Annotated in this window: 20 protein-coding genes, 1 tRNA gene and 1 pseudogene; 8 read left to right on the plus strand and 14 right to left on the minus strand. The window is 71.0% G+C overall.

The window, feature by feature from the left end:
• Window positions 1-27: 27 nt before the first annotated feature.
• A complete protein-coding gene (locus tag ACIBZJ_RS30140) occupies window positions 28-1,764 on the plus strand; it encodes a hypothetical protein (protein ID WP_395935498.1) in 1,737 nt (578 codons plus the stop codon).
• Between the two features lie 13 nt (window positions 1,765-1,777).
• On the opposite strand, the gene ACIBZJ_RS30145 is transcribed toward ACIBZJ_RS30140, so the two are convergent.
• The 5 genes from ACIBZJ_RS30145 to ACIBZJ_RS30165 all read right to left on the minus strand — a co-directional run bounded on the left by ACIBZJ_RS30145 (window position 1,778) and on the right by ACIBZJ_RS30165 (window position 7,182).
• Entirely contained in the window at window positions 1,778-2,296 is a 519-nt protein-coding gene (locus tag ACIBZJ_RS30145) for a hypothetical protein (protein WP_395935500.1), read from the minus strand.
• A gap of 47 nt (window positions 2,297-2,343) precedes the next feature.
• Entirely contained in the window at window positions 2,344-3,927 is a 1,584-nt protein-coding gene (locus ACIBZJ_RS30150; RefSeq protein ID WP_395935502.1) for a peptide chain release factor 3, read from the minus strand.
• Between the two features lie 95 nt (window positions 3,928-4,022).
• Complete coding sequence (gene nhaA / locus ACIBZJ_RS30155) at window positions 4,023-5,354, minus strand: Na+/H+ antiporter NhaA (RefSeq protein ID WP_395935504.1); 1,332 nt, start codon at window positions 5,352-5,354, stop codon at window positions 4,023-4,025.
• A gap of 104 nt (window positions 5,355-5,458) precedes the next feature.
• A complete protein-coding gene (locus ACIBZJ_RS30160) occupies window positions 5,459-6,109 on the minus strand; it encodes an FMN-binding negative transcriptional regulator (RefSeq protein WP_395935506.1) in 651 nt (216 codons plus the stop codon).
• Window positions 6,110-6,366: 257 nt separating this feature from the next.
• On the minus strand, window positions 6,367-7,182 hold the full coding sequence (locus ACIBZJ_RS30165) for an alpha/beta hydrolase (protein ID WP_395935508.1): 816 nt from the start codon (window positions 7,180-7,182) through the stop codon (window positions 6,367-6,369).
• Between the two features lie 143 nt (window positions 7,183-7,325).
• Here ACIBZJ_RS30165 and ACIBZJ_RS30170 point away from each other — a divergent pair, with 143 nt between their 5' ends.
• On the plus strand, window positions 7,326-8,153 hold the full coding sequence (locus tag ACIBZJ_RS30170) for an arylamine N-acetyltransferase (RefSeq protein ID WP_395935510.1): 828 nt from the start codon (window positions 7,326-7,328) through the stop codon (window positions 8,151-8,153).
• Window positions 8,154-8,160: 7 nt separating this feature from the next.
• Here ACIBZJ_RS30170 and ACIBZJ_RS30175 read toward each other — a convergent pair whose 3' ends face one another.
• The 5 genes from ACIBZJ_RS30175 to ACIBZJ_RS30195 all read right to left on the minus strand — a co-directional run bounded on the left by ACIBZJ_RS30175 (window position 8,161) and on the right by ACIBZJ_RS30195 (window position 13,553).
• Entirely contained in the window at window positions 8,161-8,916 is a 756-nt protein-coding gene (locus ACIBZJ_RS30175; protein ID WP_395935512.1) for an ABC transporter permease, read from the minus strand.
• Between the two features lie 114 nt (window positions 8,917-9,030).
• A complete protein-coding gene (locus ACIBZJ_RS30180) occupies window positions 9,031-9,312 on the minus strand; it encodes a GlsB/YeaQ/YmgE family stress response membrane protein (protein WP_395935514.1) in 282 nt (93 codons plus the stop codon).
• A 90-nt stretch (window positions 9,313-9,402) separates the two neighbouring features.
• On the minus strand, window positions 9,403-10,716 hold the full coding sequence (locus tag ACIBZJ_RS30185; RefSeq protein WP_395935516.1) for a hypothetical protein: 1,314 nt from the start codon (window positions 10,714-10,716) through the stop codon (window positions 9,403-9,405).
• A 10-nt stretch (window positions 10,717-10,726) separates the two neighbouring features.
• Complete coding sequence (locus tag ACIBZJ_RS30190) at window positions 10,727-11,431, minus strand: response regulator (RefSeq protein ID WP_395935518.1); 705 nt, start codon at window positions 11,429-11,431, stop codon at window positions 10,727-10,729.
• 916 nt (window positions 11,432-12,347) lie between these two features.
• Window positions 12,348-13,553, minus strand: a complete 1,206-nt coding sequence (locus ACIBZJ_RS30195) for a sensor histidine kinase (protein ID WP_395935520.1) — start codon at window positions 13,551-13,553, stop codon at window positions 12,348-12,350.
• Between the two features lie 85 nt (window positions 13,554-13,638).
• Between ACIBZJ_RS30195 and ACIBZJ_RS30200 the strand changes: the two genes are divergently transcribed.
• Window positions 13,639-14,058: a TIGR03618 family F420-dependent PPOX class oxidoreductase gene (locus ACIBZJ_RS30200; protein ID WP_395935522.1), complete on the plus strand. Its 420-nt coding sequence runs from the start codon at window positions 13,639-13,641 to the stop codon at window positions 14,056-14,058.
• Here the strand turns inward: ACIBZJ_RS30200 and ACIBZJ_RS30205 are convergent.
• Window positions 14,055-14,546, minus strand: a complete 492-nt coding sequence (locus ACIBZJ_RS30205; RefSeq protein ID WP_395935524.1) for a YajQ family cyclic di-GMP-binding protein — start codon at window positions 14,544-14,546, stop codon at window positions 14,055-14,057. The genes ACIBZJ_RS30200 and ACIBZJ_RS30205 overlap by 4 nt on opposite strands.
• A gap of 101 nt (window positions 14,547-14,647) precedes the next feature.
• On the opposite strand from ACIBZJ_RS30205, the gene ACIBZJ_RS30210 reads away from it, so the two are divergent.
• Window positions 14,648-14,729: transfer RNA gene (locus ACIBZJ_RS30210), tRNA-Tyr, on the plus strand.
• Window positions 14,730-15,179: 450 nt separating this feature from the next.
• Here ACIBZJ_RS30210 and ACIBZJ_RS30215 read toward each other — a convergent pair.
• Window positions 15,180-16,160: an aldo/keto reductase gene (locus tag ACIBZJ_RS30215; protein WP_395935594.1), complete on the minus strand. Its 981-nt coding sequence runs from the start codon at window positions 16,158-16,160 to the stop codon at window positions 15,180-15,182.
• 102 nt (window positions 16,161-16,262) lie between these two features.
• On the opposite strand from ACIBZJ_RS30215, the gene ACIBZJ_RS30220 reads away from it, so the two are divergent.
• The 4 genes from ACIBZJ_RS30220 (at window position 16,263) to ACIBZJ_RS30235 (ending at window position 20,947) form a co-directional block, all read left to right on the plus strand.
• Window positions 16,263-17,138, plus strand: a complete 876-nt coding sequence (locus ACIBZJ_RS30220) for a helix-turn-helix domain-containing protein (protein ID WP_395935526.1) — start codon at window positions 16,263-16,265, stop codon at window positions 17,136-17,138.
• Window positions 17,139-17,951: 813 nt separating this feature from the next.
• Window positions 17,952-18,230 (plus strand): helix-turn-helix transcriptional regulator, encoded by a 279-nt coding sequence (locus tag ACIBZJ_RS30225; protein ID WP_395935528.1) that lies wholly within the window; start codon window positions 17,952-17,954, stop codon window positions 18,228-18,230.
• 808 nt (window positions 18,231-19,038) lie between these two features.
• Window positions 19,039-19,725 carry a tyrosine-type recombinase/integrase gene (locus ACIBZJ_RS30230; RefSeq protein ID WP_395935530.1) on the plus strand — a complete coding sequence of 229 codons (687 nt, stop codon included), beginning with the start codon at window positions 19,039-19,041 and terminating at the stop codon, window positions 19,723-19,725.
• A 76-nt stretch (window positions 19,726-19,801) separates the two neighbouring features.
• Window positions 19,802-20,947 carry a hypothetical protein gene (locus ACIBZJ_RS30235; RefSeq protein WP_395935532.1) on the plus strand — a complete coding sequence of 382 codons (1,146 nt, stop codon included), beginning with the start codon at window positions 19,802-19,804 and terminating at the stop codon, window positions 20,945-20,947.
• 92 nt (window positions 20,948-21,039) lie between these two features.
• Here the strand turns inward: ACIBZJ_RS30235 and ACIBZJ_RS30240 are convergent.
• Window positions 21,040-21,228, minus strand: a pseudogene (locus ACIBZJ_RS30240) (carbohydrate ABC transporter permease); the annotation flags it as partial.
• A 16-nt stretch (window positions 21,229-21,244) separates the two neighbouring features.
• Window positions 21,245-22,975, minus strand: coding sequence for a CocE/NonD family hydrolase (locus ACIBZJ_RS30245; RefSeq protein WP_395935534.1), 1,731 nt, complete (start codon window positions 22,973-22,975; stop codon window positions 21,245-21,247).

The following is a 22,975-nucleotide window of genomic DNA, read 5'->3' on the forward strand; positions in this document are numbered from 1 at the left end:
CTCGCCACGCCAAAGGAACCGAACGGCTTGACCACCGAGGACGATCTACGCCTGCTACGCGCCCACGAACCGGTGCTCCGCTTCACCCGGGGCGAATACTTCTTCCCGATCTCGGTCGAGCACTACGTCGCCCGGGCCGGTCTCTGGCGTAACGAACCGGGCTCCGAGCCCTCACAGGAGATCGCCGCCGGTGGGCTCTCGATCGACAAGCTCGCCGAGGTGGCCGGGGCCGAGCAGGGCCTCCGGCTGTCGCTCTCGGGCATCGCCGACCTGTCGCCGCGCCTCGCCGACGCCCACATCCCGCTGCGCGACCGTCCGCCGCACCTGGCACGGGCCAGCCGGCTGGCGTCCGTCGGACTGGCCGCGCGGATGATCGACACGGTCAACCGGGCCTCGCTGCTGTTCCGGGGCAGCGTCCCGGGTGGCAGCGCGGCGCGCTCGTTCCTGCTCCAGCGCGATCACCTGCGCGCCGACCGGCCCACCTATTACGGACGGGTGCTCCGCGACGACCCCTGGATCGTCTGCCAGTACTGGTTCTTCTACAGCTTCAACAACTGGCGGTCGGCGTTCGGCGGCGTCAACGAACACGAGGCCGACTGGGAGCAGGTGACGATCTACCTCGACGGCACCCTCGAACACCCGGAGCCTCGGTGGGTGGTGTACGCCGCCCACGACGAGACCGGCGACGACCTGCGACGGCGCTGGGACGACCCGGACCTGACCGTGCTCGGCGATCGGCACCCGGTGGTCTTCGTCGGCGCCGGCTCGCACTCCGGGGCGTACCTGCCCGGCGACTACCTGATCACGGTGCGGCCACCGAAGCTGGGGGGCGTGGTGGCCGCGCTCCGCTGGGGGGCCCAACTCGTCGCACCCTGGTCGGCGAAGGACCGGCACACGGTCGGCATCCCGTACGTCGACTACGCCCGCGGGGACGGCCGCACGATCGGACCGGGAGAGCCCGAAGGCTGGAATCCGGTGCTGATCGACGAAGAGACCCGGTGGGTCCGCGACTTCCGCGGACTCTGGGGCCGGGACACCCGCGACCGGCTGGGCGGTGAGCGTGGTCCGGCCGGGCCTCGCTACGACCGCGACGGCAGCGTCCGCCAGTCGTGGGGCGACCCGGTCGACTGGGCCGGCCTGGCAAAGGTCGCGCCGAACCGGGCGGCCAGCCGCGCCCTGGTCGAGATCCGCGCCCGGCGCAACGCCGACCGGCTGGCCGAGCTCGACCAGGAGATCGGGGACCTGCGCCGTGACCTGGCCGTCTCGGCCGCCGGACTGCCGGCCGAGGCACCGGAGGTGACCGCGCTGGCCCCGCAGGAACGCAAGCTCCTCGGCCTGCGCATGGAGCGGACCCGGCTGGCCGACGAGCAGTCCCGCATCGACCCGAATCTGCCGGTGCCGGTCCAGAACCCGCACGCGCACCTGCGGCACCGGCGGATGCCGATGGAGTCGATCGGCCGGTTCAGCTCGTGGTGGGCGGTGTTCAGTACGCCGCTGATCCTGGGAGCGGTGGCCGCGTTGTTGTGGCCGTTCGGTACGGCCGGGCCCGCTACCGCCGCCGCCGGCGTTCTCCTGCTGCTGATCGTCGAAGGCCTGGCCCGCGGCAAGTTCCTCGCGGTTCTGCTGCGGCTGCTGCTGGGCGCGGTGGCGATCGGCGCGCTGGCGCTGCTGTGGTTCGACGGGCGCTACGTCGTGACGTTCGCGCTGCTCGTCGCGGTCCTGGTCGTTCTGCTGGTCAACCTGCGCGAGTACATCCGCCGCTGACACCGGCGGGCCCTCACCCGTCGGGTTGTCCCTGAGCGCGGTAGATGGCGGCCTGCTCGCGGTCGGCGGACGCCTGGTCGCGGTCGCGGATCGCCTCTGATCGGTCGTGGTCGGCGGCGAGGCGGTCGCTCTCGGCCGCACGGCGATCGCGGGAGGAACGGCGCCGCGCCTCACGCATCTCGTGCAACTCCTGGTTCATCGCCGCGCGGTCGCGAAGGTTCTCGGCGCGTTCCGCCCGGGCCGCCTCGCGGTCGGTGAACCGGGCGGCTGCGCTACCGTCCGCTTCGAGATCTCTGACATCGGCCGCCTGATCACGCGCTTCTGCCGCCCGGTCTCGCTGGGCGGCGGCGGAGAGCAGGTCGGCGACGCGAGAGCCGGCTCGGACCTCCTGGTAGTCGGCGCTCTCGGCGGAGTCGTCGCGCTCGGTCGCCGCGGCGTCGCGCTCCACGGCGAGCGTGTCGCGCTGGTCCGCGCGGGCGTCGCGGTCTCGCGCGGCACGGTCGCGCGCGTCGGCCTGGTCGTCTCGCCTCACGACGTCAGCATGCCGACGCCGGGCGGGCCGCGCCAGGCCCCGCGCTCCTAACTCGAGCTGTCGAGGATGTCGTCGAGCCGGACGTCGGGATGATCCCTGCTCACCGAACCCAACCGCCACGGCGACGGGAAGACCGCCAGCAGCGCCCCGTCTCGCGTCCGGGTGAACACCTCGACACCCGGAGCACCCTGGAGCACCGGAGCGCCGGCGGCGTCGGTGCGGCGGGCCAGCTGATAGGGCAGCGGATCCAGAACGCCCGGCGCGCCGAACTCCTGGGCCAGGCGGTGCAGCGCGACCTCGAACTGCATCGGCCCCACGGCCGCGAGCACCGGCGCCTGCTCACCGCGCCGGTCGGAGACCAGCACCTGGACGACGCCCTCCTCGTCGAGCTGAACGACACCACGGCGGAACTGCTTGACGCGGCTGAGGTCCTGCGGCCGGAGCACGGCGAAGTGCTCGGGCGCGAACGCGGGCAACGGCGGGAAGGCGACCGCGCGGCCGGTGTAGAGGGTGTCGCCGACGCGCAGTGCGGAGGCGTTGACCAGGCCGACGACGTCACCGGGGTAGGCCACGTCGAGGGTGGAGCGCTCCTGGCCGAACAGCGCACTGGCGTACTTCGTGCTGAACGGGCGGCCGGTGGTGGCGTGGATGACCTGCATTCCGCGGTCGAACCGGCCCGAGCACACCCGCACGAACGCGATGCGGTCCCGGTGCGCGCGGTCCATGTTCGCCTGGACCTTGAACACGACCCCGGAGAAGTCGGCGTCGAGTGGCCGCGGCGCGCCACCCACGGTCGGCCGGGGCGCGGGTGAGGGCGCCAGGTCGACGATGCCGTCGAGCAGGTGCCGGACCCCGATGTTGGACACCGCGCTGCCGAAGTACACCGGGGTGGTCTTGCCGGCCAGGAAGTCGTCCGGCTCGTGGGCGGCTCCGACGCTGCTCAGCAGCGCGAGTTCCTCGACCGCCGTGACGTAGGCGGTGTCGTCCTGCAGCGCGGCCGGGTCGAGCACGGTTTCCGCGGCCACGGTGGCACCACCGGCGGCGCGGGAGAAACCGACCACCTCGTCGTCGCGGCGGCGATCGATGAGTCCGTCCAGCTCGCCGGCGATTCCGACCGGCCAGGTGATCGGCGTGGGACGGATCCCCAGACGCTCCTCCACCGCGTCGAGCAGGCCGAGCGCGTCCTGCCCCGGCCGGTCCCACTTGTTGATGAACGTGACGATCGGGATGCCCCGGTGCCGACAGACGTCGAACAAACGCAGGGTCTGCGGCTCGAGCCCCTTGGCCGCGTCCAGCAGCATCACCGCGCAGTCGACCGCGGTGAGGACCCGGTAGGTGTCTTCGGAGAAGTCGGCGTGGCCCGGCGTGTCGACGAGGTTGAGGATCGTGTCGCGGTAGGTGAAGCGCAGTGCGGCCGACGTGACCGAGATGCCGCGCTCGCGCTCCATCTCCATCCAGTCGCTGGTCACGCCGCGACGGCTCGCCTTGCCGTGGACCGCCCCGGCCTGGACGATGGCGTCGGCGTGCAGCGCCAGGGCCTCCGTCAGCGTGGACTTTCCCGCGTCGGGGTGGCTGATGACGGCGAAGGTTCGCCGGCGGCGGGCCTGCACGACGACGTCCGGGTCGGACACCAAATCCCTACTTCCACGCTGTGCTGATCAGAGGTTCCCCGTGGTGAGCCTACGCGGGCCGGGCCGGCGACGTTTGCCGCGCACCGGTGCGCGGATCACGCGGGAGGACCCGAGGGGCGCGGGCGAGGATCCTCGGCCTCCTCGGGACGCGGCTGGTAGACGTCGGGGATGCCGTCCGCGTCCGCGTCCACGGCTTCCGCCTGACGGATGCGGCGGTAGACGTGGTTGCGGACGCGCAGGATCGCGGTCGCCAGGATCGCCGCGAGGACCGACCCGGTGAGGACGGCCACCTTGACGTGCTCGTCGCGGTCGCTGCCCGCACCGAACGCGAGTTCGCCGATGAGCAGCGACACGGTGAATCCGATGCCCGCGAGCACGGCCAGACCGAAGACGTCGATCCAGGCCAGGCCCTCGTCGAGGCTGGCCCGGGTGAAGCGGGCGATCACCCACGTCGTCAGGAAGATGCCGATCGTCTTTCCGGCGATCAGGCCGACCACGATGCCGATCGCCGCGCGGTCCAAGAGCGCGGTCCGGAGTCCGTCGAGGCCGTCGACGGTCACTCCGGCGGCGAAGAACGCGAAGACCGGGACGGCGAACCCGGCGGAGATCGGCCGGAACCGGTGCTCGAAGTGCTCGGCCAGACCCGGCCCTGGCGTCGGCGTCCGCCGGAGAACGGGAACCGCGAAGCCGAGCAGCACCCCGGCCACGGTGGCGTGCACCCCGGAGGCGTGCACCAGTGCCCACGTCAGCACCGCCAGTGGCAGGAGCAGCCACCAGGCCCGGACCCGCCGCTGGACCAGCACCGTGAACGCCGCCAGGGGCACGAGCGCGGCGAGCAGCGGCCACACCGACAGGTGGTCGGTGTAGAACAGCGCGATGATGACGATCGCCAGGAGGTCGTCGACGACGGCCAGGGTCAGCAGGAACGTGCGCAGTGCGGGCGGGAGGGCGCTGCCGATGACGGCGAGCACGGCGAGGGCGAACGCGATGTCGGTGGCGGTCGGGACCGCCCAGCCCGACAGGCCGTCGCCGCCGACGTTGACCGCCGTGTAGAGAAGCGCGGGGAGGGTCACGCCGCCGGCCGCGGCGACGACCGGAACCGCGGCCCGGCGTGGGTCGCGCAGATCACCGGCGACGAACTCGCGTTTGAGTTCGAGACCGGCGACGAAGAAGAAGATCGCCAGCAGCCCGTCGGCGGCCCAGCTTCCGAGCGACAGGTCCAGATGCAGGGCGTGCGGTCCGACGACCGTGTCGCGCAGCGAGGCGTAAGCCCCCGACCAGGGGGAATTGGCCCAGGCCAGCGCGAACACGGCGCCGGTCAGCAGAAGGAGGCCGCCGACGGTCTCGCTGCGCAGGATTTCGGCGACGCGGCGGGCTTCGGCCCAGGAGCCGCGGCGCAGCAGCTTGGACCGGCCGGCCTGAGGCATGGGACTCCCGGTGTGTTGGAAGGGTCGTCAAGAACATCGCCGACCAGGCTTCCCGGCACACCAGGTCGGACGCTACGCCGGTCGACCGAGCAGGGGAAGGTCACTCAGGCCGGCGGGTCGCCCGAGCCCGCAGGAGCGCCGAGGCCCGCGGTGGTCATGCGTGCGGCCAGCTCGCGGTCGGCCGGAGTTCCGGCGGCCAGGCCACGGATGACGCCGGAGCGGTCGGCCGCGGACCGGTTCTGGCTGAGCTTCGCTTTGGCCACTACCCGGGTGATCGCCAGCTCGACGCCGACGATCGCGCGCAGTTGGGCGTCGACGAACGCGCTCGGGGCGTCGTCGACCCGCCACGGCGCCGCCCGTCCGCCCTCGTGCCGGTCGGTCAGGCGGACGACCTGCTCGCGGAGCCAGCCCGGATCGTCGTGCGCGATCAACCGGCCGAACACGTGCAGGATCTCGTAGTTCCAGGTCGGGACCGTCCGGGGATTCTCGGCTTTGCTCGGGTAGAACGTCGGGCTCACGTAGGCGTCCGGACCCGGGATCACGGCGACGGACTCGACGTCCGCGGTCAGCTTCCAGTGCGGGTTGGGCCGGGCCATGTGGCCGACCAGCGCGTGCCGGTCTTCGTCGTAGATCAGCGGCAGCGAGGTCACCTCGATGCCGTCCGGCGCGGGGGTCACGAGGTGCGCGAACCCGCCCTCGCGGAGCAGCTCGGAGGTCTGTTCCGGTGGCACGGAAAACGACGGCGGCAGATACATGAGCCCTCCCGAGGTTTGTCACGTGCCATGATCCCCTGCGGCGCCGCCACCGCCGTTGCCGCATCGGTGAGCCGGCCGGTGGCCGGCCGGACGCGCGTGCTCATGGCCGGCGTCTGGTACCCGGCCGGTCGTGCTGTACTCGCCCGGGTCCGGCGTGCCGCGGGTGCTCGGCACGACGATGGCTCAGGAACTGGCCAGCCGCGGCGCGCGTCGGCCGCGTCGGCTTCCGGCCCCGAACTTCCCGGACGTGCGCCCGGTCACCGACCGGCCGGAAGGTGCGCGGCGAGGAAACTGGTGACCGTGGCGTCGACCTCCTTGGCCTGGGGCGTCTGGGGCGCGGCTTCGAGGCCGGGCTCCAGGGCCAGCGGGTGCGCCAGGCCGGGAATCGTCACGAGCTCGGCCGCCGGCAGCGCGTCGCGGAGCGCGGCGGCGTCGGCCCGGAAGTCGTCGTGGTCTTCCTCGCCGCTGACGATCAGCACCGCGGCGTCCGGATGGCGGGCCGCGGACTCGCCGGCGCGGCGCACGGCGTCGAGACGCTCGGCCAGGCGCCGGGATTCGTCGGACCATTCGTAGGAAAATCCGAACGCCTGCTCGACCAGCGCCACCACGCTCGTGGCCCGGATCGCCGCGTTGATCGCCACCACGGCGGCGACCGGGCGATCGAGCTCGGCGAACGTCAGTAGCGCCGCGCCGCCACCGGCCGACCCACCGACCAGCGACAGCGGCGCATCGACCAGCGGCAGCCGCGCGAACAGCTCGTCGAGCACCGCGGGCAACTCGGCCGCGGCCTGCGTGATCGCAGCACCGTGCAGGTTGAGCAGCGTGTCGTCGCGGACCAGGGCCATGATCTCGTCGAGGCCACCGGCCGGCATGCGGGCGCCGGTGAACGGCATCCCCAGATAGACCCGCCAGGCCGGGACGCCCTCGAGCGGCAGCGCGGCGGCCATCGCCGTCTCGGTGCGGGGCGCATCCAGCAGATGCCAGACGACCACCAGCGGCGCCGGGCCACCGCCCGGCGGAGGCAAGGCGACGAACGGTACCCCGGCGGCGACCCCGCTTATCTGTTCAGTCATGCCGGGAACGCTAGGCCGCTCCTACGACAGAATTCGAGCGGATCAGCCGACCGCGAAACGGCTCCCCCACCGGACGGCCGTCGGCTCCCGCACGGCGCCGGAGGGATTGACCTCAACCCGGCTTCACCTGTGACGCTGGCCCCATGAGCGATCTCCGCGCCTACCTGACCCGCATCGGGCACGACGGCCCGGTCGCGGCCGACCTCCCGACGCTCCGCGCCCTCGTCCACGCCCACGTCACGACGATCCCGTTCGAGAACCTCGACCCGTTCTCCGGCGTCCCGGTGCTGCTCGGAGCGGCCGACATCCACGCCAAACTGGTCGACGACGGTCGCGGTGGCTACTGCTTCGAACACAATCGCCTGCTGAAGACCGTGCTGGACGAGATCGGGTTCACCACCGTCGGCCTCCAGGCCCGGGTGGTCTGGGGCGGCCCGGACCAGGAGGTGACCGGCCGCGGCCACAAACTGCTCCGGATCGAACTCGACGGTTCGACGTACCTCGCCGACGTCGGCTTCGGCACGTCCACCCCCACAGCCCCGCTGCGCGTCGAGGCCGACGTCGAGCAGGAGACCCCGCACGGCGTCTACCGTCTGCTCCACGATGCGGACGCCGAGGGCAGCGGCCGTGGGGCTTGGCGTCAGCAGGCGAACGTGCGCGGCGAGTGGCTGACCACCTACCGGTTCGACCTGACCCCGGCGTTCCCGATCGACGACGAGGCACCGAACTGGTTCCTGTCGACGTCGCCCACGTCCCACTTCGTCACGGGCCTGGCCGGGGCCCGGGCGACCCGTGACGGTCGGCGGCTCGCGGTCAACGGGCGCTCGTTCGCCGTGCACGCGGCCGACGGCAGCACCGATCGGCGAGCGCTCGAGACCGTCGCCGACCTGCGAAAAGTGCTGACCGACGAACTCCTGATCGCACTGCCGGCCGGTATCGACGACGCGCTGGCGAAGCTGTTCCGACCCTAGAGCGCCGTCAGGGACGGCGCGTGAGGCGTGCCCGCGCCGCCAGCTCGGTGACCACGACGATCGCCACCGAATCGACCGCGAGCAGCCCCACGAGCACCAGCAGTTGGGTCGCGCCGGCTTCTACCGCGCTCCCGCCACCGAGCAACACCCCGACGAACGCGCCCGGCAGCGTCACCAGTCCGACCGTCCGGGTCTGGTCGAGCGCGGGAACCAGCGCCTGTCCGGCCGACGGGCGGCAGATCTCCAGCGCCGCGTCGCGGTCGGCGAAGCCGAGGGAAAGAGCGGCCTCGACCTCGCCGTGCCGCGTCTCGAGTTCGTCGAGCACGCGGCGGCCCGCCAGCGACGTCGCGGTCATCGCGCCGCCGATCAGGATGCCGGCGATCGGCACGATCGCGATCCCCTCGAGCGGCACCAGCCCACCGACGATCAGCCCGAGGACGATCGGCAGACTGCTGCCCGCGATCGGCAGGGCCGCCCAGGCCGCGGAGGTCAGCCGGGACGCGCGGGTGATCCGCTGACCCGACGTCCAGGCCGCCGTCGTGACCATGGCGACGACGAACAGCGCGGTGAACCAGAGCGACGAGACGATCGCGGCGATGAGCAGCGACACCGCGCCGAGTTGCAGAGTCGCGCGGGCCGCGGCGATCGGGATCTGGCGCCGGGGAACGAGTTGCCCGAACCCGGCCACCAGACCGGCGACGAGCGTCAGGACGACCAGGGCGATCGCGAGCCGCGGCCCCACCTCGAGCATCGTCGACGACATCCGCCCAGCATGCCCGAGACAAAAACCGGCCCGGTGCTCCGCACGATCCGAGCGGAGCACCGGGCCGGGTGGGAACCTGACCGCGCGAGGGCCGGGTCGCGCGGCCAGGAACCGTCAGCGACCGCTGGTGATCTTCGGCCGGTCTTTCGAGCCGGAGAGCAGCGAGACACCCACCACGGCCAGGCCGATCTGCGCGAACAGTTCGAGCCAGTCGACGCCCGCCGTGTCCGCGACCCCGAACACGCTCGCTACGCCCGTACCGAGCAATGCGGCGACGATGCCGATGACGATCGTCATCACCCAGCCGACGCGCTGCTTACCGGGTAAGACCAGCCGGGCGACAGTACCGATGATCGCGCCGACAACTAGAGCAGAAATGATTCCGTCGATCTCCACGGCACTCTCCGAAAGACTGAGGTTGGTGACTTCCAGGGTCGCCGCGAGACGTCCCGGAGACCATCGGGGATGCCCCTGGTGAAACCCTGGTCAGGACACGAAGCCGACCTCCGGGTAGCGCGGCGAGGCCCCGTCGAACAGGTGCCGGTCCTGGCCACGCAGGTGCAGATCGAAGAACGCGCCGACGTACGCCCGCTCGATGTCGACGACCCGCCGCCCGTCGAGCGTTCCGAACGCCTGGGTCATCACCTCAGGCGTAACACCGGGCAACTCGGCCAACGCGGATCGCGCGAGTACCCCGTCGTGGTAGCTCAGGTGCTCGGTGCCGGCGACCTTGATCTGGTGGTGCCAGCCCCGCAGGTGGTCTTCGAACGTGCCCCAGGCCGGGGTGTTCTCCCGGGTGGTGTTCCCGGACGCGACCATCAGGAACGGCTCGTCGAGACCCTGCGTGACGACCGAGCCGTACGGGTTCCCGTCCAGGTTGACGCCGGCGACCACCCGCGGGTCCTCCAGCTCGACCTGCGCCGCGGTCGCGCCGCCCATCGAGTGCCCGGCCATGCCGACCCGGTTCAGCCGGAGCGCGCCGGTCAGCCCCCGCGGCAGCGGGCGCTTCTCGGCGTCCGGATTGGAGCCGGCGTTCAACGCGCCGAGGCGGTCGAGCACGAACCGGGCGTCGGCGACCCTGGTCGCGACCATCTTCGCGGCGATCGCGGCCTGATCGTCCGGGGACTGCTCCAGCAGCGCGTTGATCGTGTTCAGCTCGACCCGGCCGCCGGGGAACTCGACCGCGGTCGCGTCGTGGGTGTGGTCGATCGTCACGACCACGTACCCGCGGCTCGCCAGGTCTTCGACCAGGCCGGAGCTCGAGTTGCGCTCCGCGCCTGATCCCGGCGAGAACAGCACCACCGGGTGGCCGCCCGGTGCCTCCGCGACCGGCGCTCCCAGCGCCCCGTGCGTTCGTACTGCTCCGAGCCCGGGGACGTCACTGGGCTGACCGGACAGCGTGACCGCGAAGTCGCGGCCGACGGGGCCGACCTCGCCGGGAGCCAGCCAGGAGGCGCGGGGATAGCCGGCGGTGTGCCGGGCCGGATACCAGACGTTGATCATCACCTCGCGCTGGTGCCGTCCCTCGACCCAGGGATCGAGCCGGGAGTGGTCCACCAGATGCAGAGGTACCGTGCCCACGTCGTAGCGACCGCTGGGCTGCGGTAGCACGAGCGGTGCGGCCGGCTGCGGTAGCACGAGCGGTGCGGCCGGCTGCGGTAGCACGAGCGGTGCGGCTGGCCGCGGTAGCACGAGCGGTGCGGCCGGCCGCGCCTCCGAGGAGCTGGCAACGGTAGCGGGGGCGGCCGCGAACACGGTTGCGGCGGCGGCGACGGCCACCACGATGCGGGATAGCTTCATACGGCCGACGCTAGGAATCCGGCCCGCGCTTGCGCGTCTGCCGCCGGTCCACTTCGTCCTCTGTCGCACGGCCGGGGCGGATCAGCCCGGCTTCGTACGCGGCCACCACCGCCTGCACCCGGTCGCGCGCCCCGAGCTTGGCCAGGATGCGGCCGACGTGCGTCTTCACGGTGCCGGTCGAGACGATCAGGCGCTCCGCGATCTCGGCGTTCGACCGCCCCCGCGTCATCGCGATCAGTACGTCCCGCTCCCGCTCCGTGAGCGTGGCAACCGCCTCCGCCGCGCCCGGGTCGGACCCCGGTGCCAGCGTGTCGAGCAGCCGCCTGGTCGTCGACGGGGCGATCACCGCGTCCCCGGCGTGCACCGTCCGCAGTGCGGCCAGCATGTCTTCCGGCGCGCCGTCCTTGAGCAAGAATCCGCTGGCCCCGGCCCGGATCGCGTCCAGCGCGGCCTCGTCGACGTCGAACGTGGTGAGCACCACGACCTTGGGTGGGTCGGGCAGTGCGGTGATGCGGCGGGTGGCCTCGATGCCGTCGAGGATCGGCATCCGGACGTCCATCAGCACCAGGTCGGGGTGCAGCCGGGCGGCCTGGCTGACCGCAGTTTGGCCGTCGCCGACTTCGCCGACCACGGTCAGGTCGGGCTGGGAGTCGATGACCAGGCGAAACCCCGCGCGGACGAGCAACTGGTCGTCGACGAGCAGTACCTCGATCACGCTGTTCCTCCCACGATCATGCGGTGCCTCTCACCTGGGGCCTTGCCCCTCCGCCCGGTCCGCGTTGGGCGCACTCCACGTGGGGCACTCCGCGTGGGGCGCACTCCGCGTGGGGCGCACTCCATGTGGGGCGCACGTTGGGCGGAGCAGCGTCTTCGGTTCCCTCTGGGTCGAGCGCGGGCTTGCTCAGGCCTGGCCCAGCCCTGCTCGGGATCGTTGCGTCGGGTACGTCGAACCGGCCCTTCCGACGTCAGGCGCCGCCACTTCCCGAGAGGGGCTGCCGCTCTCACCTCGGGCGCGGCACCTCCAACGTCGAGCGGCGCCCCTTTCACGATCACGCCGCCCCTTTCACGTCGAGCGCAGGTCTGCTCAAGCCTGGCCCCGCTCGGCCCAGCCCCACTCGCCCGCTCGGCTCAGCTCCGCTCGGCCCGCTCGGTTCGGCCCCGCCCGGCCCGCTCGGCCCGGTTCGGCCGGTTCGGCCGGTTCGGCCGGTTCGGCCCGGCTGGGCTCACGATCGCACCGCCGCTCCCGCGGGGCGCAGCCGCTCGCACGCCGGCCCTCCCGCATCAGACGCCGTCTCCCCGCTCGGAGCGCGGCACCTCCCATCTCGGGTGCAGCCCTCGCCGCAGACAGAGTCCTCGCCGCAGACAGAGTCCTCGCCGCGGGCGGAGTACCCACCGCGGCCGCAGCCCTCGCCGCAGGGACAGCCCGCGCCGCAGGGACAGCCCGCGCCGCCGGGACAGCCCGCGCCGCCGGGGCAGCCCGCGTCGCCTGGGCAGCCCGTGCCGCCGGGGCAGCCCGTGCCGCCGGGGCAGCATCCACGCCTACGCATCGCCGACACTGCAGCGCAGCACTCGCCGCAGGGGCGGGCCGTGCCGCCGGGGCCTTCCTCGCCTTCGGCGGAGGTGGTTGCATGTCAGGCTCGGCCGGGCGTGAGGCTTGTGGTGAGTGGCTTGCCGGGGCCCGGAAGCAGGCGCAACCGGGCGCGTATCTCATGACCACCGGACCGCCCTGGTCCGATGCGGACGGTGCCACCGTAGGCGGTCACGCGCTCTCGGATGCCGACCAGCCCGTGCCCGGCAACCTCGCTGGCGTTCGAGGCGGTGGTGGTATGTGCGGTGGTGCCCGGTCTGGCGGCGGCGCCACGGCCGTCGTCGATAACTGCGACGAGGAGCTCATCGGAGGTGCAGCGGATCTCGACGGAGGCGCGAACGGCGGGGCCCGCGTGTTTGACGACGTTGGTGAGGCCCTCCTGGACGATCCGGTAGACGGCGAGGCCGAGGCCGGCCTCCAGGTCGATCGAGGGGGCGAGGTCGAGCGCGACGTCGAGTCCGTCGGCGCGGGCCTGCGCCACCAGGGCGGGGACGTCACCGAGGCCGGGCTGGGGAGCGCGGGACCCGTCGGTGCGGAGGAGCCCGAGGAGGCGGCGGGTGTCGTTCATCGCGCGGCGGCCGGTCTCGCTGATCGTGGCGAGGGCCTGCTGGGCCGTTTCCGGCGAGTTCGCGTAGCGACCGCCGTCGGCCTGGGAGATCACCACCGCGAGCGAGTGGGCGACGACGTCGTGCATCTCGCGGGCGATGCGGGTGCGTTCGGCGGAGACCGCGAGCAGCGCTTTCTGGTCGCGCTCGACCTCCAGCAGACGGGCGCGCTCGGTGAGCGCGAGGATCCGTTCGTCGCGGACGCGGTGCAGCACGCCGAGGGCCCATCCGGCCACCACCAGAGCGGCGAGGGCGGCGCCGAACAGGAGGTGGCTGGAGATGCTCGCGTGCGGGACGGGCGGCCAGGTGAGTGAGCCGAGCGCGGCGCCGGTGAGGCCGGCGGTGAACATGCTGCGCCTGAGCCAGCGAGGACCGTGCGCCGCGGCGGCGTGGACGGCGAGCGGGACCGCGAGGTCGGCCGCGAGCAGGCCGATGCCGGGGATGACCAACCACTGGACGAACGCGGTAGCGGTGACGACCGCGGCGCCGGCGAGCGGGTAGGTGCGACGGAAGGCGATGGCGACGGTCAGGAGGGCGGCGAAGACGATCGGAACGAGGCCACGCTGGAGCAGCAGATCGAGGGCACCGATCGTGGCCGCGGTGATCGTGTCGATCACGAGTCGCGCTAGCCGGTCCCTGGTCATGGGCGAAGCCTAGGTTCCGGGGGGTAGGGGGGTGCGTCTGTCCACAGGCTGATTTTCTGTCGGCCGGGAGGCATACAGTCGCGGCGTGGCTGACCTAGGGGACGTAGCTCGGCTGGTGGCCGGGGAGCACGGGTTGTCGGTGGTCTCGACGCTGCGGGGGGACGGGACGATTCAGTCGTCGGTGGTGAACGCCGGGGTGCTGGCGGCCTCCGGCGAGGTCGGTTTCGTGGTGCGCGGAGGTGCGCGAAAGCTGGCCTACCTGCGGGAACGCCCGACGGTGACGCTGGTGGTGCGGGTCGGCTGGGAGTGGGTCGCGGTCGAGGGAACGGCGCGGCTCGTCGGGCCCGACGACCCGGCCGAGGGCGTGGACGTCCGACTCCTGCTGCGCGAGATCTTCACCGCGGCCGGCGGCACGCACGACGATTTCGACGAATTCGATCGAGTGATGCGCGCGGAGCGCCGAACAGCCGTGCTCGTCGCTCCGTCGCGCGTCTACTCGAACTAGCGGTAGTTCGTGAACTGCAGGGCGATGCCGAAGTCCTGACCCTTGAGCAGCGCGATGACGGCCTGGAGGTCGTCGCGCTTCTTGCCCGTGACCCGCAGCTGGTCGCCCTGGATCTGGGCCTGGACGCCCTTGAAGCCCTCGTCCCGGATCGCCTTGGCGATCTTCTTGGCCTTCTCGCTCTCGATGCCCTGGACGATCGTCCCGGACAGTTTGTAGGACTTGCCCGACTGCTGCGGTTCTCCGGCCTCGAACGCCTTGAGGCTGATGTTCCGCTTGATCAACTTGTCCTTGAACACCTCGAGGGCGGCGAGCAGCCGTTCCTCGGTGTCGGCCTGGAGACTGACCGCCTCTTCGCCGGCCCAGCTGATCGACGAGTTCGTGCCGCGGAAGTCGAAGCGCTGGCTCAGCTCTTTGGCGGCCTGATTGAGGGCGTTGTCGACCTCCTGCCGGTCGACCTTGCTGACGACGTCGAACGACGAGTCCGCCACGTTTGGGTGCTCCTCCCGGTGAGTGTCGGGTACCTGATTGGTGCCCGGGGTAGGTCATTGGCTATCCTGCCTCTTGGCAGTACGGCACGTGCAAGTCCCTAGGCGGGTTGCCCGAGTGGCCAAAGGGAGCGGACTGTAAATCCGTCGGCTTAGCCTACGAAGGTTCGAATCCTTCACCCGCCACACGCAGGGGAAATGGCCCCTGGCCAGCGGAAATGCTGACCAGGGGCCGTTTCGTGTCCGCTGGCTTCGTCCGCGCTGCGGGCGGCGGGGTGTCCGGTTGCGTCCCACTGTGTTCCAGTGACGATCACTGGGGCCGGACGCACGGCGGACAACGTCCGTGGCGGAATCGGCGGCGTCGGGGCCGGTTCGCGCGGGTCGATGCGCCTCACATCCGGCCCAGCGGCCCTCCCGCTACGCCCGGGATCAACTCTCGAAGCCCTCGGGTCACCGCTGACAATCGGCGGGTTCTCGGCGGACACCGGCGCTGCGCTGCGGACCGACCACTTCAGCGGGTTGCAGGCGAGCTGAGGTCGGTCCACGGAACGCCTACCAGCGCCCCAGTGATCAGCATCCGCTGACCACCGTGACTTCGCGTGCGGTGACCAGCGCCTGCTTGGACCCTGAGTCTGTTCAGCGATCAATGGTGGCCATGTTGGCTTCGTCGTGGCGGTCGCCGGCGGCGGGGTCGAGCGCGTCGAGGCGCTCGAGTTGGTCGACGGTGAGTTCGATGCCGTCCGCGGCGGTGTTCTCCTCGACCCGGGCGACCCTGCGGGTGCCGGGGATCGGAGCGACGTCCTCGCCACGGGTCAGGATCCACGCGAGCGCGGTCTGCGCCGGAGTGGCGCCGATCTCCGCGCCGATGGCCCGGACCTCGTCGACGATGGCCAGGTTGCGCCGGAAATTCTCACCGGTGAACCGCGGATTGGTCTTGCGCCAGTCGTCGTCGGCGAAATCGTCGACCGTGCGGATCTGGCCGGTCAGCAGGCCGTGCCCGAGCGGCGAATACGGCACGAACCCGATGCCCAGTTCACGCAGCAGCGGCAGGATCTCCGCCTCCACATCGCGAGTCCACAGCGAGTACTCCGTCTGCAGCGCGCTGACCGGCTGCACGGCGTGCGCCCGGCGGATGGTCTCCGGCGAGGCCTCGGACAAGCCGAAATGCAGCACCTTGCCCTCGGCTATGAGCTCGGCGACCGCGCCCGCGGTCTCCTCGATCGGGGTGTTCCGATCGACGCGGTGCTGGTAGTAGAGGTCGATGTAGTCGGTGCCCAAGCGGGTGAGGGACCCCTCTACGGCGGCCTTCACGTTCCCCGCGCTGCTGTCGGTCACGCCGGGGCCACCGCCGGAGTGGGAGACGAGGCCGAACTTCGTGGCGATCTTCACCTGGTCGCGATGGCCCCTGAGCGCCTCACCGACGACTTCTTCGCTGAGGAACGGACCGTAGATCTCCGCGGTGTCGATGTGCGTCACCCCGAGATCGAGGGCGCGGTGGATCGTGCGGATCGACTCGGCGTTGTCCAGGGCACCTTCGCTGGTGTAAGTGCCGGCCATGGTCATCGCGCCCAGGCCGATCCGGGAAACTTCCAGGCTTCCGAGGTGTGCTTTTCTCATGCCGACCAGGAAATCGCCATCCGCGAGCACGAGGAAGCTGCTGCTGGACGGTGTACCGGCAGCCCACCCCTCACCAAGTGGAATCGTGCTTAGCCTGAAGGCATGGACAACCGTGACGAGGTGAAAGCCTTCCTCACCTCTCGCCGGGCGAAGATCTCCCCCGAGCGGGCCGGCCTGCAGCACTTCAACCGCAACCGGCGGGTGCCCGGTCTGCGCCGCAGCGAAGTCGCCGACCTGGCCGGAGTCAGCGTCGAGTACTACGCCCAGCTCGAACGCGGCAACCTCGCCGGCGTCTCCGACAGCGTCCTCGACGCCCTCGCGCGAGCCCTGCACCTCGACGAGGCCGAATACGCCCACCTGACCGACCTCGCCCGCGCGGCCGGGCCGACCGCGCGCCGGCGTCGCAAGCCCGCCGCGCGCCAGGTCAGCCCGAGCCTGGCCAGGGTCCTGGAACTGATGACCGAGGTGCCCGCGTTCATCAACGACGGCCACGGCGACGTACTGGCCGCCAACCCGCTCGCGCAGGCGCTCTACGCGCCCATGTTCGACGACCCCGCGCGCCCGGCGAACCACGCGCGTTTCGCGTTCCTCAATCCACGCGCCCGCGAGTTCTGGATCGACTGGGAACGGATCGCCACCGACACCGTGGCCATGCTGCGCACCGAAGCCGGCCGCGACCCCTATGACCGCGCCCTCACCGACCTGGTCGGCGAACTGTCCACCCGCAGCGAAGACTTCCGGACCCGCTGGGCCGCCCACGACGTCCGCCTGCACCGCACCGGCATCAAACAGTTCCGGCACCCCGTCGTCGGGGACCTGAGCCTGAACTTCGACACGATGGCCTTGACCGCCGACCCCGGCCTGACCCTCACCGCGCTCAGCGCTCCGGCAGGCTCCACCGACAACGACGCGCTGCGCCTGCTGGCGAGCTGGGCAGCCACTCGCAAGCAGGCCCACCCGACGCCGAAGCCCGAATGAGCCAGACCCCTACCGAGTGCGCCGCAGCAGATTCGAGCATCGAAACGCCCCCGCAACCCTGACGCACTGAGCCACCGGGAAGCCCGCACAGAGACCATCGGATTGCGAATAGACAGACGAGCGACTGCCCGAAATGACATCTTTGCACGTCACAGGATCGCACTGGCTAATACAGAACGACACTGGATAGCACTGGTTAACAGACCCGCGGATTAAAAGTCTCCTGCGGAAATGCCCGTTCAGATGACCTTTTGGCCGTCGATGATTCCGGGCCGCCTGCGGCTCTGGGTGAACGCGGCAGCGGGAGTCTCAGCCTGAGTAACAGCGGTTGGATCCCGAGGTCGCGCGGCCGGGCCGCCATCTGATGCATCGGCGGCGACCGCACTCGCACGACGCCGGGCCACGCTCACAGGCACGGCCCGCCTCGTGCGCAGACGCGCTCTCACTCGACACATCGGGGGCCGGCGAGCCGCGTCGCGTCGGCCTCATTCGCTCACAACGCCTGCGAGACGTTGCGGAACCCGCTCACACCGCATATCCGCAGGTAAGGCGCTCACAACGTCCGCTCACAGGGGCTGACGGACACTGTGCGGACCGGGCGTGTGAGCGCGTGTGAGCGGAGGGGGTCGTTCGCCAGCAGTCACAGAAGCCGTGTAGGGGGTACGGCCTCGATCCGGTTCCGAGTCGACTCGGGAGCGGGCGAGGCCGCTTCCCGTTGCTTCGCCCGGAAGGCGGCTTGTCCGTGCCGCGACCCGACCCCGCGACTCCACCCCCGCGCACCCTGACGATTCCGGCCGGACGCGCGGTGCCGACTTGACCGGTCGGCACACACCGAGCGTCCATGACACCGCTCCCATCACCCCCGACCCAACCGTCCCCGCCAGCACCGACCCAATCGCCGAACCGCTGCTGACCCTGCCGCAGATCCTCATCGAGCTCGCCGTGCCCCGCTCGACCTTCTACCGGTGGCGGCTGCTCGGTGACGCGCCACGCGCGGTCCGACTACCCAATGGGCAGCTGCGGTTCCGCCGTACCGACCTGGACGCCTGGATCCGCGACCACCTCGAACACGTTCCGGAGAACCACCCATGACCCGCCGCACAACCGTCCCGCCGCCCGATCCGACCGCGGCCACCTCGTTCCAGGTCCGGTTCCAGAAACTGCAATTCCTCGCCCCGAAACCCCGCAAGAACACCACCGTGAAGAAGCCGGCCGCGCGGGGGAGGTGGCGAGTCCGGTGGACCGTCGACGGCCACGAATTTCACGAGTCGTTCCGCGATAAAACCCCGGCCGGCTACTACCTCACCGACCTGGAAACCGCGTACCGAGCGGGTGAGCCGTTCGACGTCCACACCGGCCTACCCGCGAGCATGGCGCGGGCGAAAACGACCACCACGTGGCTCTCGCACGCCCGTGACTACACCCTGCTGCAATGGCCGCGGCTCTCACCGAACGGGCGACGGTCACAGGCCGAAGGTCTCACCACCGTCACCATGGCGCTACTCGACCGGCGGCGCCGCGGTGCCCCGCCCGACGCCGAATGTCGGCGTGCGCTGATGCGTTACGCGTTCCGGCCCGAGACCGCGTGGCAGGAGCAGCCGTCGGCGGACGCGCGGGCCGCGCTCGCCTGGCTCGAGTCCGCGTCTCTGCCCGTGCATGCGCTGAGTAATCCGGCGACCGTCCGCGTCGTGCTCGACGCGTGCGCCCGCAAATTGGACGGACAGCCGTCGGCGGCCAGCGTGATTTCCCGTAAGCGGGCCGCCCTGTCCGGCGCGTGCGGTTACGCGCTCGAACGTGGGTTGCTCGCCACGCCACCGCTCAAGTCCGTGCGCTGGCGCCCGCCCGCAGTCGCCGATGCCATCGATCGGCGCGTGGTCCCGACCCCGCAGCAGGTCCGGGATTGCTCGCCGCGCTCGAAGAGGTCGGGCCGTGGGCCGAACGGCTGCAGGCGTTCTTCGCCACCCTCTACTACGCCGCGTTGCGCCCGTCCGAGGCCGTCGCGCTGCGGGAGAACACCTGCTACCTGCCCGACTCCGGGTGGGGATGGCTCGATCTGTACGGCAGCGAAGCCAAAGCCGGATCCGCGTGGACGGATACGGGCACGCCCCGCCAGGCCCGCGGTCTCAAGCACCGGCCAGCCACCGAGGTTCGCCGGGTTCCAATCCCGCCGATTCTGGCCACGATCCTGCGCGATCACCTCAAGCGCTACGGCGCCGGCCGCGACGGGCGGATGTTCACCAACATGCGCGGCAACCCGCTGCAGGACTCCGGCTACGGCCGCGCCCTGCACGAGGCCCGCGCCCTCGCCTTCAGCCCCGACGAAGTCGCATCCCCGGTCGCCCGGCGGGCGTATGACTTCCGGCACGGCGGGATCACCGTCTGGATCAGCAACGGGCTGCCCATCACCGAAGCCGCCCGCCGCGCCGGACAAGGCGTCGAAGTCCTCATGCGCGTCTACGCCGGATTCCTGCTCATCGCCTACACCACCGCCGACAACGCCATCAGCGACGCCTTCGACGCCGACACCACCACTGGCCGCGCGGCCGACGGCGCTCCCGCAGTTCACAGCCAACGCAGAGCGAGTTGATACCCGGCAACAGTCCCTCATGGACGGACACTCGAAGAACGACCCACCATCCCCACAAACCACGAAGGAACCAGACGTGACGCGCTACGCGCTCAACACCGACCGCGGCGAACTCATCGCCGTCTGCGACACCGGCGACGGACCCGTCTTCCACTCCATCGCGACATCAACGACCCTCACCACCACCGACCTCGGCCTCGCGACCGAACTCACCGCACTCTCCGCCGGCCTCTGGCGCGCCTACACCCACCCGGCCAGTACCGCTCCCAGCCTCGCCAAGAACACCGAAGGCTGGCGCCGCCGACAACACCGTGCCGCGTTCACCGCGGTCGTGCCCGCCCTGACCGACCCGAACCTGCCCCACGGCGGCACGCTCGCCCACGCCTACGAACCCGTGGCCGAAGCCGCGCACCGCATCGGCCGCCGCCTGCACACCCTCGCCGACCGAACCCTCACCGACGCCATCGCCGCAGACGTGCGCACCGAAATCGACGCCGTCGAACGCGCCGAACTCGGCGACCTCACCGGTCGCGCCGCCCAAGCCACCGCACTCAGCCGCCCAGAAGCCTCCCCGATCCAGGTCGCCGCCGCCCACGACGCGCTCACCAAGAACCCGATCGCGCCCGACGGACTCACCCACCTGGACCCCACCTCCGCCGCGGTCGCCGCGGCCCACTGGCTCTGGACAGCGGTACACCTCACCGCCGAAGCCACTGGCCACCCGGCCGACGTCGTGCTCGCACGCGCCGACGACATCGAAACGATCCCGTACCCGACGCCGACAGTGGTGTTCGTCACGATGGACGACGGCGACAACGCCGCCACCGACGTAGTCTCCGACCTGATCAGCGACGCGCTCGACGTCGCCGACGGCATCACCCGCTACCCCGACCAGATCATCGACCGCCTCAGCGACAACCCTGATGACGACATCGACACCGAGCACCCCACCGGACTGGCCGAACTCGGCGCCGACCCCGAACCACCACCCCACCGGCTCACACCACTCGACCCGAAACGCCCCGCGCAGGATCTTCTCGGCGACCTCCTCGAAGGCATCCGCGGCTGCCAACTGCTTTTCCTCGAGGAAGCCGACGGAATCGCCCTGACCGCAACAGCCGACGACGGCCCGGCAACCGGCGTCTACCGCACGACAGCAGAAGCCTTCACCGCTCAGCTCACCGCCCGCGCGATCGCCGGGCGTCAACGCATCGGCCTCTGACCCCAGGCCCGATCGCAAACGCACGCCGCGATCGGACGCCCCTGCGACATCGAGCCGTCCGGGTGACGACGCCGGCATGCGGCGTCCGTCGGTCAGCCCTTCACTGACCCCGCGACCAGGCCGGCCACGATCCACCGCTGACAGAAAACGAAGAACACGAACACCGGAATCAGCGCCAGAACCGTGACGGTCATGAACTGCGGCCAGTCCGTGGAGAACTGCCCGACGGCGTTGTAGACCTGCAGAACGACGGTCCTTTTCTCGTTTGACGAAAGCAGCAGGTTCGGCCAGACGAAGTCAGGCCGCTGGTGTGGGGATCGCCGGGAGCAGCAGGAACGAGGGCGCACCGGGGTCGAAGTGCATGGTGACCGTGCCGCCGAAGATCTCTGCCGGACGATCCTGCGGGTCGGTGTGGATGAACGGCCCGACGCCCGTCGTCGGGTACATCGCGTTCTCGATGTCGGTTCCTTCGTTGCTGTAGTCGCGGCCCCCGATTCCTAGCTCGAGGACATAACCGGCCGGGACCACGATGCTCGTCGGCCAGATCTCGACGTCGACGTCGACGGGTTCGCCGGGGACGAGCGGCTCGAGGGTTTCGTGGCTGTGTACCGGGCGATAGGGCTCGGACCTATCGATGTCGAGTCCCCGGTGGGAGGCGCGGAGCCAGCCCAGCGCGACGGGGACCTTCGGGTCGTTGGAGCCGATGAAGGTGACCTCGGCGCCCTGCGGGTCGTAGAGCCGCAAGCTCAGGAACAAGTCGGCGTCGACGGTGGTGGAGGAGATGCGCAGCTTCGCCGCGGCCGGACCGGTGAACTCCCGGTCGTGGGCGGCGGGCGGGAGCGCGAAGCGCAAGTCCTCGTGCAACGGCTCGTAGCTGAGCGTGCCCGAGGCGCCCGGGGAGGTGCGCAACTCCATGGTCTCCGGGCACAGGTGGAACTCGGTCCACTCGGTCCGTGCGAGCGGCCACTCGTGCTCGAATCGCGGTTCGAACCTCTCCCCCGGGTGGCGCACGAGGAGTTCGACGGGAGGCCGGTCCAGCCAGCCGTTCTGCTCGTCCTTGAGAAAGGTGCCGAAGAACTGCTTCTGGAGCGCGAGCCCGCGGTCGTTGTAGAACGGGCTGAAGTGGGTGTTCCCGTGCATCTCCAACCATTTGAGCTCGGACCCGGCGCCCAGGTACCCCTCGACGTTCCCGCGCAGGTGCAGCCCCATCCCGCCCCAGTTGCCCGCCGACAGCAGGGGAACCTCGATCCGGGACAGGTCGGCGGAGCGCTCCTGGTAGAACTCCCCGTTCACCGGGCGAGCGAGGAGCTCGGCGTAGAGGTCGCGCCGGTTCTGCCGCAGGACGTCGTCGTCCAGGTCGACGTCACCGCCGACGGGGAGGCCGGTGTTGCGGTCGGTCGGTCCCCGGCTGCCCATCCCGTACTGGACGGTATGCATCTGGCGGGCCTGGGCGCCCTTCACGAACTCGCACGCGATCCCGCCGTGGCGCCCGCCCTCGCGGTAATGGTCGGCGAAGCCCTCCCACACGCAGATCGCCGCGAGGTGAGGGGGCCGCAGGGCGGCCACCTGCCATTGGTTGGCCGCGAAGTAGGAGATGCCGAGGAGCCCGACCTTGCCGTTGCTCCACTCCTGCTGACCGGCCCACTCGACGCATTCGTAAAGGTCCCGGGCCTGGAGCGCGGTCAGGATGTCCATGAACCCCGGGGACCGCCCACTGCCCCGCGAGTCGACGCGGACGCACACGTATCCGTCCGGAACCCACTTCTCGGGGTCGGCGACCTCCCAGTTCTGATACCGGCCCGTCGACCCGTGCGCGACCTCCGGGAACGCCTCGTGCATGCGCCGCCAGTTGGCCGGGTAGCCGTCAGCCAGGTGCAGACCCTTCCCGTAGGGGCCCATCGCCAGGATCACGGGGTAGGTGCCCGGCTCCGCCGGACGGAACACGTCGGCGCGCAGAACCGTGCCGTCGTCGAGGCGGATGGGGGCGTCCCGGTCGATCGTGATCCCATCCACTCGCGTTTCTGCCAT

Origin of the sequence: Cryptosporangium sp. NPDC051539 (assembly GCF_044454545.1) — a bacterium.
Classification (GTDB): Bacteria; Actinomycetota; Actinomycetes; order Mycobacteriales; family Cryptosporangiaceae; genus Cryptosporangium.